Source organism: Ectobacillus polymachus, assembly GCF_048159605.1.
In the GTDB taxonomy this organism is placed as follows: domain Bacteria; phylum Bacillota; class Bacilli; order Bacillales; family Bacillaceae_G; genus Ectobacillus; species Ectobacillus polymachus.
In genome coordinates this window covers 45330-64657 of the sequence record NZ_JBLREB010000005.1, presented here as the reverse complement: position 1 = coordinate 64657, position 19328 = coordinate 45330, and the positions used below count along the sequence as shown (strand labels likewise).

The following is a 19328-nucleotide window of genomic DNA, read 5'->3' as shown; positions in this document are numbered from 1 at the left end:
ATGAAATACATTTTGTAAATGTAATATGTAATTTTTGTATAATTATTGTGGATTTTAGATTTAAATGGAAATTCTGTGATATATTTCTGCTTGTGACTATGAAAATCTAAAAATAGTAAAAAATGGGGGTTACAACATGTTCAAAAAGGTTTTTGCAATTGGGGCATCTCTTGCACTAACGGCAGGTATTCTAGCAGGCTGCGGAACAAAAGATACGAGTACAGCCAGTACAAAACCAGCACAACAAGGTTATGTTCCAAAGTCCTTAACAGTTCAATTCGTACCATCACAAAGTGCTGATACACTTGAAGCAAAGGCAAAGCCATTAGAAAAATTATTAGGTGATAAGCTGGGAATTCCAGTAAAAGTAAGCGTTTCAACTGATTATAACACGATTATTGAAGCAATGGCATCCAAACAAGTAGATGTTGGGTTTTTACCACCAACTGCTTATGTATTAGCTCATGATAAGAAAGCAGCAAACGTAGCTTTGCAAGCACTACGCTATGGTGTTGATGATACAACAGGTCAACCAACAAAAGATTTAGTAGACTACTATAAATCAGAATTTCTTGTGAAAAAGGATTCCCCTATTAATGATATTAAAGACTTGAAGGGCAAGAAGATTGGATATCAAAACGTAACATCTTCAGCTGGCTATGTATGGCCTGCAGCTGTTCTTCAAGATGCAGGAATCGACCCGTTAAAAGATGTACAACCTGTAACGTTAAAAGGTCATGACCAAGCTATTATTTCTTTATTAAATGGAGATGTAGATGCAGCAGTTGTGTTCCAAGATGCACGTAATACAGTGAAAAAAGATTATCCGCAAGTATTTGATCAAACAAAAATTATTAAGTTTACAGAAAAAATCCCGAATGATACCGTTTCTGTTCGTTCTGACATGGATCAAGCTTGGGTAGAAAAAATCCAACAGGCATTTATTGATCTTGGTAAAGATCCAGAAAGCCAAAAAATTATCAGAGATATTTATTCACATGAAGGATATGTGAAATCAGATGACAGCAAATTTAATATCGTGCGCGAGTACAATACAAAAGTAAAAACAAAATAATGATAAAACGTATGTAAATCAGGGAAAAGTGGCCAGCCATATTGTATGTCATTTTGATATGCAATATGGTTAGCCTTTTTTCTAGTTATGCCATACACAATTCTTTCATATTTAACAGAAGGTAGGTTACGTATGTGATTGAGTTTCATGATGTTTCGAAAGTATATCCGAACGGAACAATTGGATTAAATAAGCTGAATTGTACAATTCATAAAGGAGAATTTGTCGTCATTGTAGGACTTTCTGGAGCAGGTAAATCAACGCTATTACGTTCGATAAACCGTCTGCATGAAATTACTACTGGTGACATCAAAATTGATGGGAAATCTATTACAGCAGCAAAGGGCAAGGAGCTTCGCCATATTCGCCGTGATATCGGCATGATCTTCCAAAGCTTTAATCTTGTAAAACGTTCTTCTGTATTACGGAATGTATTATCGGGTCGTGTTGGCTATCATTCGACATTACGTACGGTGTTTGGTTTGTTTCCAAAGCAAGATGTTGAGTTGGCTTTGCATGCTCTTGACCGTGTAAATATTTTAGAAAAGGCATATTCGCGTGCGGATGAATTATCTGGTGGGCAGCAACAGCGTGTTTCAATTGCTAGAGCTCTTGCACAAGAGGCTAAGGTTATCCTAGCAGATGAACCGGTAGCTTCACTTGATCCGCTTACGACAAAGCAAGTTATGGATGACTTAAAGCGAATTAATCAAGAACTTGGTATAACAACGATTGTGAACTTACATTTTATTGATTTAGCAAGGGAATATGCAACGAGAATTATTGGCTTGCGTGCAGGAGAAATCGTTTTTGATGGTCCTGTAGAGGAAGCTACAGATGATGTATTCGCTGAAATATATGGTCGTCCAATTAATAAAGATGAGCTGTTAGGAGAGGTTGCCAAATGAGTGACGGAGCTTCGAAAGTAAAAATGCCAACTCCTCCAAGTAAGCTAAAGCATATCTTCACGGCAATTTTGTTACTAGCCTTGTTTTTAGCAAGTGGAAAGCAAGTGGATGCTTCCTTTTCAAAGCTCGCAGAGGGATTACCGAATATTATGGATTTACTAAAGCAGATGGTACCGCCTGATTGGAATTACTTTGCAAAGGTAACAAATGCCATGCTAGATACGATACGTATGGCTATTCTTGGAACTACGTTTGGCGCTATTCTTGCTATTCCATTTGCTTTATTCTCAGCAAATAATATTGTTCCATCTCCCTTCGTATACGGACCTGTTCGGTTTCTCTTAAATCTAATTCGTACAGTTCCGGATATCCTGCTGGCGGCGATTTTCGTGGCAATTTTCGGGATTGGAGCGTTGCCTGGTATTTTCGCTCTTACCGTTTTTTCGACAGGATTAATTGCTAAGCTGTTATATGAAGCAATTGAAGCAATTGATAAAGGTCCGTTAGAGGCAATGACAGCGGTAGGAGCAAATAAAATTCAATGGATTTTCTATGCAATCATTCCGCAAATTACAGTGCAATTTATTTCCTTCGTTCTGTATACGTTTGAAGTAAATGTTCGGGCGGCTGCTGTTTTAGGTTTAGTAGGGGCAGGAGGAATTGGATTGTACTATGAGCAAACATTAGGATTTTTACAATATCAACAAACCTCTTCTATTATTATTTATACGTTAGTCATCGTGTTACTCATTGATTACGTTAGTACTAGCTTACGGGAGAAACTACTATGATTACGAATACGAAAATGATACAAAAACCTAGAAAAATAAGTTTATATCGTTGGCTTATTGCTGCCTTGCTAATTCTTATTTATATTTGGGCATTTTCGGGAATGCCGATTCATGGAATTAAACCGACAGCAGCAAGGGTTACTACTTCAATCCTGTCAGGCATTTTTCATCCGGATTGGAGCTATGTGCTGCTTCCTGATGGAGAGGACTTAGTTCATGGATTAATTGACACACTAGCTATTGCAGTGTTAGGAACATTTATTTCAAGTATCTTGTGTGTACCGTTTGCATTTTGGGCAGCTACCAATATGAGCAAAGGAAAGGTTATCTCTGGATCGGGTAAATTTGTACTTAGCTTCGTTCGCACGTTTCCAGAAATCGTTATGGCACTTTTATTCATAAAGGCCGTAGGACCAGGCTCCTTTGCGGGAGTTTTAGCACTTGGATTGCATTCAATTGGTATGCTGGGAAAACTATTCTCCGAGTCTATTGAAAATATGGATTTAGGTCCTACCGAAGCTCTTATCGCGACGGGTGCCAATAAAATTCAAGTGCTTTGGTATGCGGTGCTGCCACAAGTATTGCCTGACCTTCTATCCTATACATTGTATCGCTTTGAAATCAATGTTCGTTCTGCTGCGATACTAGGGGTAATTGGTGCGGGTGGTATCGGTACGCCTCTCATCTTTGCTCTTAGCTCACGTAATTGGTCGCGTGTCGGTATCATTTTACTTGGTATTATTATTATGGTAACTTTCATTGATTGGATATCAGGGTATATTAGAAGAAAATTTGTGTAAATGTATTCTTTCCTTAAGGACTGGCAGACGCTAGTCTTCCGGCTACTTTTAGGTAGTAAGACTTTCATTGATGGAACGTTATAAATGCATATCGCTCCTAACAAAATCGTTATTTTGTTAGGAGTTTATTTTTTATTGTAAAGTCGGTATTATGGAAATGGTAACCTATTCTGATAGGATTGTAGAATAGAGAGGAGCAACTCACTTGAAGCAGTACTGGAAAGAAAATAAAGCTTATATTTTGCTTGGGTTGTTTGTGATCCTCTGCCTGTTCGTTACCTATAATACAGGCATCCTATCTAAAATAGATTTGGATTATCTTAGTCATTGGATAAGGCGAGAAGGAATATTAGGCATGCTGATTTTTATAGCAGCTTTTACGATACGTCCGATTTTCTTTATCCCTATGCTGCCTCTTACAATGTTTGGGGGTTATACATTTGGTGCTGTTACAGGTGCCATCTTAAATATTATTGGAGCAGGCAATAGCGCTGTGCTTGCATTCTATATTACTAGAAAAATAAAAAACGAAAAGATAAAAACGTTTTTGCAAAAACATAGAAGACAAGATATAAGTGAAAAAATTGAGAATAACGGATTTCGTGTTGTGCTCTATATTCGTTTGATCCCATTCATTCCGTTTGATAGCATTAATTATGGGTTGGGATTTTCAAATGTAAAACCTCGTGATTACATAGCTGCAACCTATATCGGCATTATCCCTGGAATTTTTGTTGCTAATTTTGTTGGTAATTCCCTTCGTAACATATGGAGTATACAATTTGTAATTGCTATAGCTTTATATGGATTCGTTTTGATCATTCCATTTTTCTATAAGAAGATTAAAAAATAAAATAGGTTAAGAAATAGTATAAGAAGAGATGGATAATAAGTTAGAAAGAGAGGTAAACAGCCTATGTTTATCTCTCTTTTTGGTTGTATCCTATATCTTCCATCCGTATAATGTTGCTAAGAGTATAGTAGTATATATGTTTTTCTATGATTATTAATCATCTGAAGGATATTGCATTTTCATAAGGGGGATGGAAAGGTGAAATTTTTAGTGGTAGGTGCTGGAGCAGTAGGTGGATATTTTGGAGCAAGATTAGCTGAAAAGGGAGAAGATGTGACGTTTTTAGTTCGTGAAAAAAGAAAAGAACAATTGCAAGCAAGAGGATTGCGAGTAAAAAGCATCCACGGAGATACAATCATTCAGCCCAAATTAATCGTAGCAGGAGAGCCAGGGTCCTTTGATGTCGTTCTTATCGGAATAAAGGCCTACCATTTAGAGCAAACCATACAAGACATCAAGCCATATGTACATAAGGAAACCGTCATCATTCCAATGCTAAATGGCATGGGGCATATTGATATGTTGACGAGTGCCTTTTCGAAGGAATCAGTAATCGGTGGATTATGTTTTATTGAATCTACTTTGTCGAATGAAGGTGATGTCATGCAAACGAGTCCGATTCATCAATTTGTATTTGGTGAATGGAATGGAGAAAGGACAGAGAGAATTCATAATATAGAGAAGGCATTTCAAGATACTCGTGCTATGATAAAAGTAAGTAATAATATTATCCGTGACATGTGGCATAAATATTTGTTTATTACTACTTTTTCAGGAGTCACTACTTTATTTCAAAAGTCAATTGGTCCGATACGAGATGTGAATAGAGGGATACAATTGATTGAAAGCTTATTAAAGGAAACAGCACAAATCATGCGAACAATACAAGCTCCTATTATAGATAATATTGAAGAAAAACAAATGCAAACAATGGGAGAAATGGACTATGATATGAAGTCTTCTATGTTGCGAGATATGGAAAAGGGTTTATCCGTAGAGGTAGAAGCACTACAAGGGTATTTGCTAACGCTAGCAGAAGAGCATGGTTTGTCAGCACCTACTTTACAAAGCGTATATGTAAATCTGAAGTTGTATGAGAAAGATATGGAGTAAACTCTGTAGTTTATCCAGGGTGCGCACGCAGGGTTTCTATTATGCCTTGAAGTTGAAGTGTTATTGCCCTTCCATCACGGATTAAGTAAAGACATGCAACATGAAGGAGGATCCCGTGTATACGAAGCATAGACTTTTTCAAGAAGCAGAACAATTTATTACAGCCTGTTATACAGAACTGAACAAATCAATCGAAGAACGTGAAATACGGTTACGTGAAATAGAGCAGAGGATAAATGAGTACGGTACTTATGAGCATACGTTTGAAGAGTTGGAACATGGAGCTAGAATGGCATGGCGTAATAGCAACCGTTGCATCGGGCGTTTGTTTTGGAATACATTAACTGTTTTTGATAAGAGGAAGCTGCAAAAAGAAGATGAAATATTTGATGCCCTATTAGAACATATTACATATGCAACGAATGATGGGAAAATTCGTCCAACTATCACGATATTTCAGCAACAAGAGAATGACCAGGATCATGTGCGGATTTGGAATCATCAGCTTATTCGTTATGCGGGTTATGAAACGGAAAATGGAACGATTGGTGATCCAGCATCTATCGCTTTTACTCGTGTTTGCGAAGAACTTGGGTGGCGCGGAGAGCGAACTCATTTTGACATATTGCCGCTTGTCATACAAGTCGGTAGCAAGATGCCAGTTTGGTACAACCTTCCTCGTGAGCTAGTACTTGAGGTACCGATTGTGCATCCAGAGTTACAATCATTTGCTGAATTGCAGCTTTGTTGGTATGCAGTTCCGATAATTAGCGAAATGAAGCTTGAAATAGGAGGCATTACCTATACAGCTGCTCCGTTTAATGGCTGGTATATGGAAACGGAAATTGGAGCACGAAATTTAGCAGATGAAACTCGTTATAATATGCTGCCGAAAGTAGCTTCTTTGTTTGGCCTTGATATGTCTAGACAGGCAACTCTATGGAAAGATAAAGCACTAGTTGAACTTAATATCGCGGTACTTCATTCCTTTAAAGAAAAAGGAGTTAGTATCGTGGACCATCACACAGCTGCAGCACAATTTCAGCTTTTTGAAAGTGGAGAAAGCGCGGCAAATAGAGATGTCAAGGGAGATTGGACATGGCTCATTCCTCCTGTTTCTCCAGCAGCTACGCATATCTTTCATAAATCCTATTCAAATGATATTGTATCACCTAAGTATTCCTATCAAGATAAACCGTACGCATAAAAGAAGGGGTTCCCAAAGGAAGAATGGGGGCCCCTTACCTTTTATCATCCATATACAGCGTGTACGCGTGCAATGCATGATATATTCTTTACTAGCGAGATAAGTCCCTTTTCACAAGGGATTCCCGCAGAAATGTTTGTTAGAGAAGGAATCGATTAAGGTTAGCATGCATGATTGACAGGGGAAAATCTTACGTTTATAATTTCATTTATTATACTCATATAAATGAATAACATATGTGTTGAAGGGCACACAGCAGCATTTTTCCCTGTTATAGAGAGCTGATGGTCGGTAGAAATCAGTACAAAGATGGGTGTAAATTACACGCTAGGAGCATCTTTTTTCATAATTTGTGAAAAAAGCCGGTTAAACTGTTACAAGAAATGAGCGGCGGATGTTAGTCTGCAACTAGGGTGGTACCGCGATAAAATTGTCCCTACTGATACATACGGTAGGGGATTTTTTTATTCAGTTATTTATTGGCAGTAGGAAGGCAGAAGAGAAGCCTTGCGTTGAAGAAAGGATAGGTAAAGAAAATTCTTATTTTCAGAAAATTTCAATTTGTGTAAAAAGGAGGAGAAAACATGTCTTCAGAAACGAAGCTGCAGAAGAATTTATTGCCAAGGCATGTTCGTTTAATGGCGTTAGGTGGGGCAATTGGAACAGGTATTTTTAAAGGTACTTCGGAAACTATTTCCGTTGCAGGTCCAGCAGTTATTTTTTCCTATATATTTGCCGGGCTGTTATTACTAGTGGTTATGAGTGCAATCGCCGAAATGGCAATTGCATTACCAGGAATGAATATGAAAGGATTTATCCGAGAAGCCTTTGGAGGCAAGGTTTCTTATGTTATTGGCTGGCTCTATGCGTTAATGTGGCTTATCGTTTGTATAATTGAAGTGATAGCTGCAGGAAGTTTTCTGCAATATTGGTTTCCTTCCATTCCACTCTGGTTGCTAAGTGTAGCTTGTGCTGTTTTTATTATTGGAATTAATACACTCAATGTAAAAAATTACGGCGAGTTCGAGTTTTGGTTTGCAGGGTTAAAGATTGTTATGATTATCGTATTTATCTTTTTAGGTGCAGGTATTTTATTTGGTATTATTCCTAGTCATGAAACTCATTACATGCAAAACTTTACTGCACATCAAGGATTCTTTCCTCATGGATGGTCAGGTATATTTTCAGCACTTATTATTGTTATTTTCTCCTATGGTGGGACGGAGCTTGTAGGTCTTACTGTGACAGAAACAAAGAATGCAGAGCAGGTACTTCCGAAAATAATTAAAGGAGTAATTGGTCGTATCATCTTGTTTTACACATTGCCAATTTTAATTATTTGTGGTTTGATTCCTTGGAATACGATTTCACAGCAGTCGAGCCCATTCGTTCAAGTGTTGGCTACGGCTGGCTTTAATAGCGGGGCCCACGTTATGAATTTTATTTTAATTACTGCTGTTTTATCTGCTGCTAATTCTGGCATTTACGGTTCAACAAGAATGCTGCATTCCTTAGCAACCGAAGGCGAAGCACCGCAAGTGTTCTCCTATGTTTCTAAAAAGGGTGTGCCTGTCTATAGCTTATTGTTTGCTGCTGTAATCCTGATTGGCGGATCGCTCATTGCCTATATCTCTCCGGATCAAATATTTAGTTATCTAATGGCTATTCCAGGATTTACTGTTTCTATATTATGGATTGCAATCTGTTTAGCAGAAATTAAGCTTCGTAAAACGTATGAAAGAAAGCCTAATTTTCTTGTCTGGGGATATCCTTACATTCCGCTGATTACAGCTATTATATTAAGTATAAGCTTTATTGCGTTTATGCTTAGTGCACAAAATCGATTAAGTGCTATTGTTTCAATAGGAATCGTATTCGTACTGACTATTGCTTCTATGTTTCAAAAAAAGCATAGGGAATAGAAATCAATGAGAAAAGCAGAGCTAGATTACAAGCTCTGCTTTTTTGTATTGCAAATTCTTATGTTAAATGAAATACATGCAGTAATCCATACCCGAGTAATGATAGCAGGATGGAACCAATTAACCCAGCTGCAAACGAAGGAAGTCCTAGCTTTCGGAAGGTTCGTAATGAAACATTTAATCCAAGGCCAGCCATTGCCATAGCAAGTAACATATATGCGATGTTTACAAGATCATTTGCAATGGATTGAGGTATAATTCCTAATGAATGGATACAGCTCATGGCTAAGAAACCGATAATAAACCAAGGAATAGGAAATGATTTTAACATCGGGTTGTTGCCATCTTCTGTTTGAGAAGGATTGGTTTTATTCATCCATATACCAATTATAATAGCTACGGGAGTAAGGAGAGCAACTCTCGTTAATTTTACAATAACAGCAATATCTACTGATTGGTTTCCACCAACGGCAGCTGCAGCAATGACGTGAGCAATCTCATGGAGTGTTGATCCTGCAAAAATTCCGTATCCATGCGGTGATAAACCTAGAAAAGGATAGAGAGTAGTATAAAGTAATGTAAAAATAGTTCCGAGAATAGCGACTGTAGCAGCACCTACTGCTGTCTCGTCATCTTTTGCTTGTATTTGCGGTGCAATTGCGACAACAGCTGCTGCCCCGCATATAGCTGTACCGCAGGCTGTTAAGATGGCCAGATTTCTATCTACATGAAATAACCGTGAGAGACTATAAACGACAACAAGTGTAAAAATAAGTTGTATAATGACAAGGAAAAAAACAGCTGAACCAGCATGGTAAATATCGATTAAATTTAGTCTCATCCCAAGTAAAATAATCCCCAAACGCAGAAGCTTTTTACTTGAAAAAGAAGTACCCTCTCTTATTAGAGGAGGAACCTCAACAAACGCGTTAAACAAGATACCTAGAAGAATGGCAATAACAAGTTGCCCCATTATTTTGAAAAAAGGCAGATATGCAATATATTTTGCTGCAATTGCTATGATTAAAGTTAATACCACACCTAGTATAAATTCATAGACTTTTTTATTCCGTTCTATATGCTGCACGATTATCACTCCTATATAAGTTCTATGTTAACTGTAACCGGAAATCAATCATTAATAAAATATATATTTTTTATTGTAGTCATTAAAAAATCGTATAATAAAATATAGAAAAGGAGGGTGTGCAATGAAAGTAGATATTTTAGAAGTATTTGTTACCGTTGTAGAGTTGAAAAACTTTTCTCATGCTGCAGAAAAATTACACGTATCACAGCCAAGTGTTAGTTTAATCATTCGTAATTTAGAAAGTGAATTTGGTACGAAACTTATACATCGTACTCCGAAATACGTGCAAGTCACGGAAGCGGGAAAAATTTTATATCATCATGCAAAACGTATCCTTGACCATTATGAAAATGCAAAGCAAGAAATACATCAGTTGCTGCATGTTGTAACCGGAACATTGCGAATAGGTGTTAGTTTTACAATTGGAGAATATATTCTTCCAAAGGTACTTGCTGATTATGCGAAGCAATACCCTCAGGTAGATATTCAAGTCATTATATCGAATACGAAAGAAGTGATAAAGGGAGTAGAAACAAATCAACATGATATCGGATTAATCGAAGGAAAAACTACTCATACTGATGTCGAAGTAATTCCATTTATGCAAGATGAAATGATAATTGTCGCGCCTATTCATCATCCTTTATCAAACTATCAATCACTACAACCTACTCTATTGCAAGATCAAGTTTGGATTCTAAGAGAAAAAGGATCGGGAACTAGAACATATAGTGATGTATTTATAGAAGAAATGCATCTAAATATGAAGCGTCATTTTATTTTTAGTAGTATTCAAGGAGTAAAAGAAGCTGTAAAGGAAGGCTTAGGAATCGCATTGCTATCAAAATGGACGGTGCGAAAAGAGTTAGAAGCAGGTGAATTACAAGTGTTGTCTCTTCCAAACAAACGGATATATCGGCCGTTTTCATTTGTTCGAAAAAAACAGGATCCACTTACGAAAGCAGCCGAAATATTTATTAAGAAAATGGAACATTTTGCTCTTGCTCATTAGCTTTCGTGTTAAAAAGGAATAAAAGTTGACAAAAAGGATGAAGCATTTTAATATATACCCCATAAGGTATGTAAAAGGTATATGAATAATCACCTATTATGAAAACTCTATAAAGTGAGGTAGAAAAACATGAGTACAAATACAATTATTACTATTGTATTAGTAGTTTTAGCAGTTTGGCTTCTTGCTCAGCGCTTCATACCAGCAAAAGGGATTAAGAACATTACGACAAGTACATTAAAAAATGAGCTTGGAAAACGAGACAAGCAGTATATTGATGTGCGTACACCGGGAGAATTTAAAGGAAATCATATTCATGGGTTTAAGAATATTCCATTAAATCAGCTAGTACAGAAATCGAGTAGCTTAAAAAAAGATCAAGAAGTAATCGTGATTTGTCAAAGCGGCATGAGAAGTAAACAAGCAGCAAAGCTATTAAAAAAACAAGGATTCCAAAATATTACAAATGTTGTTGGTGGTATGAGTGCTTGGAGATAATACATGGAAAAGGGAGTGTATGAAGAATGAAACAAATTTCAGCGAAAGAAGTAGCAACAAAGCTTCAAAATGGAGAGAAATTAAATATTATTGACGTACGTGAAGTATCAGAGGTTGCACAAGGGAAAATTAGCAGCGCAGTTAATATTCCTCTTGGACTATTAGAGTTTCGCTTAAACGAATTAAATAAAAATACAGAATACGTTGTCGTATGTCATTCGGGTGGACGTAGCAGCATGGCAACAAATATGCTTGAAAGCTATGGCTTCAATGCGACAAATATGACAGGCGGTATGCTTGCATGGGAAGGACCTATAGAATAAAGAGAAACTCCCAGTAAGCACTAAGTGAGACAAGACTTATTTTCTATAATAAATAACAAGTCAGGATGCTACTATCTTGGCTTGTTTTGTTATGTAATGAAGGAAACACTTTAAATATTGTTCGATAGGTTTCTTAAGGGAAAATTAAGCCTTTTATTTCATAATGAATCTGTCAAATTTTTTCAAAATTACGACTGGAAAGTAATACTGAATGTAAGTTAAAATGGTTCCAATAGTATCTATTCTATTCTCTACTGTATATGAAAGGAACGATTTGAACAGCGGTTTCAACAGGTTTTTATTCGCTTTCGTACCGTATATACACTTTCACTAGAATTCTTATAAAATAGAGTAAATGTGAAAAAATAAAGATCAGGTTACTAGGTATGTAATAAGAGTTAGTTTCTAATTATGTATATAATTAGAAAGGTGTAATCACTATACTTTTTAACAGGATTATAAGGAGAGAATAGAATGCGTCTATTAGTTGTTGAGGATAATATTGCTTTATTGCAATCGATTGTTGAACTAGTTAGTAACGAATTTGAAACGGATAGTGCATCCAATGGTGAGGATGGATTTTATTTAGCTTGCCAAAATATTTATGACCTCATCTTGTTAGATGTGATGCTGCCAGGTATGAATGGATTTGAAATTATTCAACGTTTACGTAATGAAGATATTCTTACTCCGGTATTGTTTTTAACAGCAAGAGATTCATTAGAGGATCGTGTTAAAGGCTTGGACTTTGGCGCTGACGATTACTTAGTTAAACCATTTCAAGCGCCGGAACTCATGGCACGTATAAGAGCTTTATTAAGACGAAGCGGCAGCCTTACCATGACACAAACTCTTGTTTATAAAGGAATTGAATTATTTAGTAAGGAAAAAAGCGTTGCTGTTAACGGTCAAGAAATTAAATTAACATTTAAACAGTATGAGCTTCTTGAATATTTGATTCAAAACAAAGGAGTCATTTTGACGAAAGAGCAAATATACGATCGTGTATGGGGATTTGACTCGGATACGACGATAGCGATTGTAGAAGTATTTGTCCATCATTTACGAAAAAAATTGGAGCCATTTGGATATCACAATGATATTAAGACGATTCGTGGAGTCGGATATATGTTAAAGGAGTAATCATATGTTTAAACGCACACAAATTAGACTGACTCTTTTAAACTCCCTGATTTTTGTAGTGTTAATTGGAGTATTGGGATTTACGATCTATTCTTACATGCAAAACCGTCTTTATAATGAAGTAGATAATTCTTTACTAATGGTAACAAGTCATCAGAATCAACAACCAACCCACCGTATTGATGAGCATTTGAAGCCAAGTTATCTTGCATTTACACGTGATCCAAGGATAGATATGATGATAAGAGACTCGAATAACCAAATTATTTCTACAAAAGGTGATGTAGGAATTTTAATGCAAAATGAGTCTTCTATCATGCCTAAGCAACTCGATACAATCTATGAAATTAAGGTAGAGAATTATACATTTCGGACACTAGCTGTAAAAGATGACAATACAGGTATTACACTACAGGTGTTTCGCAATGTAGACTCAGAAATTAATTTGTTGAATCGATTATTGCTTATTATGCTGATTGGCTGTGGAGGTGGGGTTCTATTTGCTGTAGCAGCTGGCTACTTTTTGGCAAGACGAGCTCTTGTCCCGATTCAAACAGCTTGGGAAAAGCAGCAGCAATTTGTATCAGATGCCTCGCATGAATTACGGACGCCATTAGCTGTTATTCAATCCAAAACGGATTTATTATTTCGGGCGCCTTCTGCTACCATTCAAGATAAAGCATTTGATATCTCGGTTATTTCAAAAGAGTGTAGACGATTGTCTAAACTTGTATCAAATCTCTTGACACTGGCCCGTTCGGATTCAAACCAAGTTGAAATCGAGCGAAAGGAATTTAATATAAATGAGATGTTAGATGACATTATTCATTCCTATGAAGACCTTGCTTTATATCAAGACAAGAGCTTGCTTTTACAAACGGAGGCAAATATAAAGTTTATAGGAGACAAAGAAAAACTACATCAGCTTCTTGTTATTTTATTGGATAATGCATTGAAATATACGAATCAAGGCGGTACGATTACTCTGTCTTGCTCACAAACTTTGTCTACTATTACACTTCAGGTAAAAGATGATGGAATTGGTATAGCAGAAGAGGATTTATCTAAAATATTCGATCGGTTTTATCAAAGCGATAAAGCAAGAACGTTAGCACAAGGTGCTGGACTTGGACTCTCCATTGCAAAGTGGATTGTCGAAAAGCATCATGGGAAAATAAAAGTACACAGTCAGCTCGGAAAGGGTACAAGCTTTGAAATCATATTGCCAAAAAACAAGAAAAAATAATTAATTTTCGATGATATATGTCAGATTTCTTTTACTTACTTAAATTTCTTGGGAAATATTCGACATTTTTTAGGCTCTTATTAGGTAAACGAAAAACATATGTTTCATGAAATTTGCAAGAACAAGGGTAAATAACTATAGGCACGAACCTATGTATAATAGAAAAAGAAGCTAATCTTTGCTATTTATAGAGGATTAGCTTCTTTTTTGGAATTTTAAAATGACGAAATGATAATTTGATGAATGACTAAAGTAAGAAAATATCATATTATGAATGAGGTATCCGTGTTTAAAATTTTTTTACGTAACGTTCACATACGATTATGGAAAAATTTTAAGTTTCGTTTACAATAGAATAGTCTTACATATTAGCTGATGGAGGAAATCATAAATGCAATTCGATCATCAAACTGTAGTGAAATTTATTGAGGCCATTGTCATAGTAGGTGCACTATTTGCTCTGTGGTCTTCTATTACAAACTTCAGCAGCATTAAACGATTATTAATAGGACGTCCTATGCGTACAGCAGAATTACATGGTCAGCATACGAAATTATACTGGCTTATTGCACTTCCTATTTTGTCTGCTGATTTGTATTCTTCAGTTTCATACGGACCTGAATCAGGTATAACCGAGCTAATTAATTTAGGCCCGGATGCAAGATGGTTTATCATACCGATTACAATAGCTACCGTTGTATTACTTTTTATTTTAATCTTATCTTATATTATGGGGATTTTAGCATACCCAAATGGAGGAGGAGCTTATGCGATAGCGAAAGATAACTTTAAGCATCGATACATATCTTTGATCGCATCAAGTTCCTTACTTATAGATTACATTCTTACGGTAGCCGTATCTGTTTCAGCTGCAGTGGAAGCTGTTGCTTCAGCATATCCTGTTGTTGCTCCTTATGAGACACTAATAGCAGTTGCCTGTGTATTGCTACTAGTAATGGTTAATTTACGTGGAGTTGCTGAATCTGCAAAAGTACTTGCTTGGCCAACATTTGGTTTTATGGCTTGTATGTTTATCCTTATTTTCACCGGATTCTTTAATGAGTTTACACATGGCTTTGTTCAACCACAAACACCATCCTTTGGTACCATACCACAAGGACTAACAACATTGCTTGTTTTGAAAGCATTTAGTGCTGCTTGCTCTGCACTAACAGGAATTGAAACCATTTCTAATGCTGTTCCTATTTTTCGTAAACCTGAGCAGAAAAATGCAATTAAGACATATATCGCTTTAGGTACAGTGACAGGAGTTACATTACTAGGATTTGCTTATCATTTGTATGTACAAGGTATTTCTCCTAATCCGAATAATACGATGCTTTCCCAATTAACAGGCATTTATTTTGGACATGGTTTTCTGTATCAACTTATTATTTGGTCTACATTTATCGTGTTAATATTAGCTGCAAACTCTACGTTTACAGGTTTTTCTCAATTAGCTGCTCTTGTAGCTGCTGATGGATTTCTTCCACGCGGGCTAGCAAATCGTGGCGACCGTCTTGGCTACTCAAATGGTATTATTGCTTTAGCAGCGTTTGCTAGTATTTTAATTATTACATTCCGTGCTAAAACAAATGCCCTTATTCCACTTTATGCAATTGGAGTATTCCTATCATTTACGGTTGCCCAATTTGGATTAATGCGCAGATGGAAGCGAGTGAAGGGTCCAAATTGGCAAATAAAATTAGCAATTAATACATTTGGAGCCTTTATTACCGCGATTGTAGCTGTTATTTTTGCAGTTACAAAATTTACGGGTGGGGCATGGATTGTTCTTGTCGTTCTACCAATTCTCATCTTCTTCTCGTTAGCAATTCGTAATCATTATGATAATATTGCAGAGCAATTGCGGATCGATATAACGAAAACACATCCAACTGCAAATAAGGTAGTTACGCTTGTACTTGTGTCTGGTGTGCATCAGGTTGTGAACAATACGTTATCCTTTGTAAAGGGCTTGGGTGTTGATCCAATAGCCGTGTATGTCGGCTATGATGAAGAATCCACAGAAAAAATGGAGAAAAAATGGAAAGAATGGGACTCTCCTTGTAGGCTAGTCGTCTTACGAAGTAAATATCGTTCTCTTCTTGAACCATTAGTACGTCTTATTCGGGCGCTTGAATCGAACCATGAAGGATCTGTTACCATTCATGTTGTAATTCCGCAATTTATTCCGAGAAAATGGTGGCATAATTTATTGCACAACCAAAGTGCGTTAATGCTTCGACTTTGGCTGATACGTCATAAAGATATCGTGATTACATCCGTTCCATATCATTTACAAAAATAAATGATAGAACCTTTCTTATTTTAAAATAAGATGAGTCAAAAAGGACGCACCTTTCCCTATTGACTCATCTTTTTGTTTTCTTAAGCTAATCTTAAGGAATATTTTGCATATTAGTAGTTGCACGCGTTTACATAATTTTCGGTTTGAAAAATAGTTACTTTATATGAAATCCGAGGAATAAGGCTAAACTAAATATGGATAACTACTGATATGGAACGACATATAAGAACGATATTAAGTGAGTTAAGGAGGAATCGTTTGTGAAGAAAGTTGTGTTGTCTGGGATTTTCGTAACATTGACTGCTGTAACAATAACAAGCATAACGGTTTTAGCTAGTCAAAAAGAAGCGGCACCTAGTGTGAATAATAGGCAAGAAATGAAAATAAATGAAAACTCACAAGAGGTTATAAATAAGGCGAAGGAATTAGGAATTAAAACAGATGGTAAAGATTCGATTTTGCTTGATAAAGAAACGCATAATACAGAAATTACGAATGAAGCCCAAAGTCTAGGTATAGATACGAATGGGAAAACAACGGATGACCTGTATATAGAAATATACGAAACAAAAATGAAAAATGAAGCAAAGAGTCTTGGAATCGCGACTGAAGGTAAAGACGTATCACAATTAATGAAAGAAATAAATGATATCAAAGTTATGCAAGAATCAAAACAGCTGGGTATTGCAACAGATGGTAAAAGTACTTCTACTATCGCAGATGAAATATATGGAACAAAGATGAAAGACGAGGCAAAACAGCTTGGCATTCAAACGGATGGAAAATCATTAGAAGAAATTGTGCAGCTTATAGGTGAGGCAAAGGCAGTTAAAGAGGCGCAAGCACTCGGAATATCTACATATGGAAAAGATATTTTTCAATTAGTATCAGATGTAAGGGATGAAAAGGCGAAACAAGTAGCAAATGAACTTCATATCGACAGCAACGGGAAAAGCACAGATGAACTCGTAAAAGAAATTGCTGCTGTGAATCCAGATAAAGTGAGCACCATTGAGTTTTCACCATGGACATCTACCTCTGAGGAGGAATTGTATTATTATTTGTTACCTGACTAATAGGGTGATGAAAACGACTGGGTTGCGTTAGTATACTGGTCATTATTTGTTGGAAATTAGCATAATCCCACCTAATTGCTCCCTTTGACTGTACGCTTTTCTATATGATAATATAAAGTAATATAGTAAAGTGAGGAGGTGTCTTCATTGGGAACGTGTATCGAATCGGACAGTTGGCTAACCTTACGAAAGTTTCAAAGCGAACCATTGTTTATTATACGAATCTAGTAGCTCGTTCCGATTCCAATTATCGCTATTACGATGAAATAGCACGCAAGAGCTTCAGTTTATTGAACCATGTAAAACGCTTCATATGCCAGTCTTGGAGGCTAAACTGCTGCTTGAACAAAAAACGAAATCCCGTATATGGAGACAGCTCGATCGGGGAAGATAAGGCTTCGTAAGCATATTCATTTATCAAAAAAGTTTATTACCTGCAACTATTCTAGAACGGTTTAGAACATTTTGTCTTGCTATTTAAAGCACTAAATGGCAGGAGAGAAATCAAAGTGGTCAGTAGGGGAATGAAAGGAAATTCTTACTTAAGGGAAGTTTCACTTTATGATAAGAGGAGAAGATATGAATACAGGAGGTGGATACCTTAGTTCATGGAACTAAGGGAATTGTTTGGACATATTTAATTTGGTCATGGTGGCGATTTTAGTCACTTTTACAGGCTTCTTCGTAGCTGCGGAATTTGCAATTGTAAAAGTGCGTAGCAGTCGAATTGATCAACTTGTGGCAGAAGGTAGGCGTAGTGCTAAATCCGCTAAGCAAGTAACATCTAGTTTGGATGAATATTTGTCAGCATGCCAGCTAGGAATTACAGTTACATCACTAGGGATTGGTTGGTTAGGAGAGCCAGCAGTTTATCATTTACTTCAGCCACTCTTGCAACATCTGCAACTTGCTGATGCGGTCGTAAGTACACTTTCGCTTTTTCTTGCATTTTCTTTCATTACATTCTTACATGTAGTAATAGGAGAGCTAGTGCCGAAAACATTTTCAATTCAAAAAGCGGAACAAATAAGCTTACTATTTGCAGGACCTTTAATCCTCTTTTATCGGGTAGCCTATCCTTTTATTTGGCTATTAAATACCTCTGCCCGTGTCGTTACTGGTTTATTTGGATTAAAGCCAGCTTCTGATCATGAGGTTGCTCATTCTGAAGATGAGCTTCGTCTTATCCTTTCTGAAAGCTATGAAAGTGGAGAGATTAACCAAGCAGAATTTAAATATGTAAATAACATATTTGAATTCGATAACCGAATTGCGAAGGAAATAATGGTTCCTCGTACAGAAATAGTTGGGCTATATGTGAATGATCCAGTGGAAGACCATATGGAAATTATTCAAAATGAAAAATATACAAGATATCCTGTATTTGGTGAAGATAAAGATGATACCATCGGTATGGTTAATGTAAAGGATTTTTTTATTTACTATATGAATAAATCTACAGAAGAATTGTCATCAATACGTAACTTTATGCGACCGGTTATAGAAGTTATGGAGACAATTCCAATTCATAATTTATTACTGCAAATGCAAAAGCAACGAATTCCTATAGCTATCCTTTATGATGAATATGGCGGAACCGCTGGACTTGTTACTTTGGAAGATATTTTAGAGGAAATAGTTGGCGAAATACGTGATGAATATGACGAAGATGAAAGTCCACCGATTCAGCATATATCTGATTATCACAAAATAGTTGATGGAAAAGTACTAATTAGCGAAATTAATGATTTATTCGGCCTACACATGGATGAAGAAGTCGTAGATACAATTGGCGGTTGGATTATGATGCAACAGCATGAAATTAAAGAAGGTCAATTTGTAGAAGGCGACGGCTACTTATTTAAAGTGCTAGAGAAAGATTCTCATCAGATCAAACGTGTGGAAATACGTAAAATAGAAATAGAAGAGCAAGCAGCAACCGTTTAAGATTGCTAGCTTG

17 protein-coding genes, 1 pseudogene and 1 other annotated feature are annotated in these 19328 nt (G+C 36.4%); of the genes and pseudogenes, 17 read left to right on the top strand and 1 reads right to left on the bottom strand.

Translation table 11 applies throughout. The annotated features are described in order from the left end of the window. Positions 1–136 precede the first annotated feature (136 nt). The 8 genes from ACM5BR_RS16505 (at position 137) to ACM5BR_RS16470 (ending at position 8669) form a co-directional block, all read left to right on the top strand. Positions 137–1075: a phosphate/phosphite/phosphonate ABC transporter substrate-binding protein gene (locus ACM5BR_RS16505; protein WP_416829127.1), complete on the top strand. Its 939-nt coding sequence runs from the start codon at positions 137–139 to the stop codon at positions 1073–1075. 134 nt (positions 1076–1209) lie between these two features. Beyond that, a complete protein-coding gene (gene phnC, locus ACM5BR_RS16500; protein WP_416829126.1) occupies positions 1210–1983 on the top strand; it encodes a phosphonate ABC transporter ATP-binding protein in 774 nt (257 codons plus the stop codon). Continuing rightward, positions 1980–2774, top strand: coding sequence for a phosphonate ABC transporter, permease protein PhnE (phnE, locus tag ACM5BR_RS16495; RefSeq protein WP_416829125.1), 795 nt, complete (start codon positions 1980–1982; stop codon positions 2772–2774). The genes phnC and phnE (ACM5BR_RS16495) overlap by 4 nt, the downstream gene beginning before the upstream one ends. Further along, positions 2771–3574 (top strand): phosphonate ABC transporter, permease protein PhnE, encoded by an 804-nt coding sequence (gene phnE / locus ACM5BR_RS16490; RefSeq protein WP_416829124.1) that lies wholly within the window; start codon positions 2771–2773, stop codon positions 3572–3574. The genes phnE (ACM5BR_RS16495) and phnE (ACM5BR_RS16490) overlap by 4 nt, the downstream gene beginning before the upstream one ends. A 205-nt stretch (positions 3575–3779) precedes the next feature. Next, positions 3780–4427, top strand: a complete 648-nt coding sequence (locus ACM5BR_RS16485; protein WP_416829123.1) for a TVP38/TMEM64 family protein — start codon at positions 3780–3782, stop codon at positions 4425–4427. 198 nt (positions 4428–4625) lie between these two features. After that, positions 4626–5540 (top strand): ketopantoate reductase family protein, encoded by a 915-nt coding sequence (locus ACM5BR_RS16480; protein WP_416829122.1) that lies wholly within the window; start codon positions 4626–4628, stop codon positions 5538–5540. Positions 5541–5655: 115 nt separating this feature from the next. Next, positions 5656–6747, top strand: coding sequence for a nitric oxide synthase oxygenase (locus tag ACM5BR_RS16475; protein ID WP_416829121.1), 1092 nt, complete (start codon positions 5656–5658; stop codon positions 6745–6747). A gap of 232 nt (positions 6748–6979) precedes the next feature. Continuing rightward, positions 6980–7188, top strand: a binding site (T-box leader). A 143-nt stretch (positions 7189–7331) separates the two neighbouring features. Next, complete coding sequence (locus ACM5BR_RS16470; protein WP_416829120.1) at positions 7332–8669, top strand: amino acid permease; 1338 nt, start codon at positions 7332–7334, stop codon at positions 8667–8669. Between the two features lie 58 nt (positions 8670–8727). On the opposite strand, the gene ACM5BR_RS16465 is transcribed toward ACM5BR_RS16470, so the two are convergent. Continuing rightward, on the bottom strand, positions 8728–9756 hold the full coding sequence (locus ACM5BR_RS16465; RefSeq protein ID WP_416829119.1) for a YeiH family protein: 1029 nt from the start codon (positions 9754–9756) through the stop codon (positions 8728–8730). Between the two features lie 124 nt (positions 9757–9880). Here ACM5BR_RS16465 and ACM5BR_RS16460 point away from each other — a divergent pair, with 124 nt between their 5' ends. From ACM5BR_RS16460 to ACM5BR_RS16420, 9 genes and pseudogenes are all read left to right on the top strand, one after another. Next, the gene (locus tag ACM5BR_RS16460; RefSeq protein WP_416829118.1) at positions 9881–10771 is read left to right on the top strand and encodes a LysR family transcriptional regulator; all 891 of its coding nucleotides are present in this window, start codon (positions 9881–9883) and stop codon (positions 10769–10771) included. Positions 10772–10900: 129 nt separating this feature from the next. Continuing rightward, a complete protein-coding gene (locus tag ACM5BR_RS16455; protein ID WP_416829117.1) occupies positions 10901–11269 on the top strand; it encodes a rhodanese-like domain-containing protein in 369 nt (122 codons plus the stop codon). Positions 11270–11295: 26 nt separating this feature from the next. Next, a complete protein-coding gene (locus tag ACM5BR_RS16450; protein ID WP_416829116.1) occupies positions 11296–11592 on the top strand; it encodes a rhodanese-like domain-containing protein in 297 nt (98 codons plus the stop codon). Positions 11593–12066: 474 nt separating this feature from the next. Further along, positions 12067–12735 (top strand): response regulator transcription factor, encoded by a 669-nt coding sequence (locus tag ACM5BR_RS16445; RefSeq protein ID WP_416829115.1) that lies wholly within the window; start codon positions 12067–12069, stop codon positions 12733–12735. A gap of 4 nt (positions 12736–12739) precedes the next feature. Beyond that, on the top strand, positions 12740–13981 hold the full coding sequence (locus ACM5BR_RS16440; RefSeq protein ID WP_416829114.1) for a sensor histidine kinase: 1242 nt from the start codon (positions 12740–12742) through the stop codon (positions 13979–13981). Positions 13982–14372: 391 nt separating this feature from the next. After that, the gene (locus ACM5BR_RS16435) at positions 14373–16292 is read left to right on the top strand and encodes an APC family permease (protein ID WP_416829113.1); all 1920 of its coding nucleotides are present in this window, start codon (positions 14373–14375) and stop codon (positions 16290–16292) included. A 260-nt stretch (positions 16293–16552) separates the two neighbouring features. Further along, the gene (locus ACM5BR_RS16430) at positions 16553–17368 is read left to right on the top strand and encodes a transporter (protein ID WP_416829112.1); all 816 of its coding nucleotides are present in this window, start codon (positions 16553–16555) and stop codon (positions 17366–17368) included. Between the two features lie 155 nt (positions 17369–17523). Further along, positions 17524–17726, top strand: a pseudogene (locus ACM5BR_RS16425) (MerR family transcriptional regulator); the annotation flags it as partial. A gap of 269 nt (positions 17727–17995) precedes the next feature. Next, positions 17996–19315, top strand: a complete 1320-nt coding sequence (locus tag ACM5BR_RS16420; protein WP_416829111.1) for a hemolysin family protein — start codon at positions 17996–17998, stop codon at positions 19313–19315. The last annotated feature ends 13 nt before the right edge of the window (positions 19316–19328 follow it).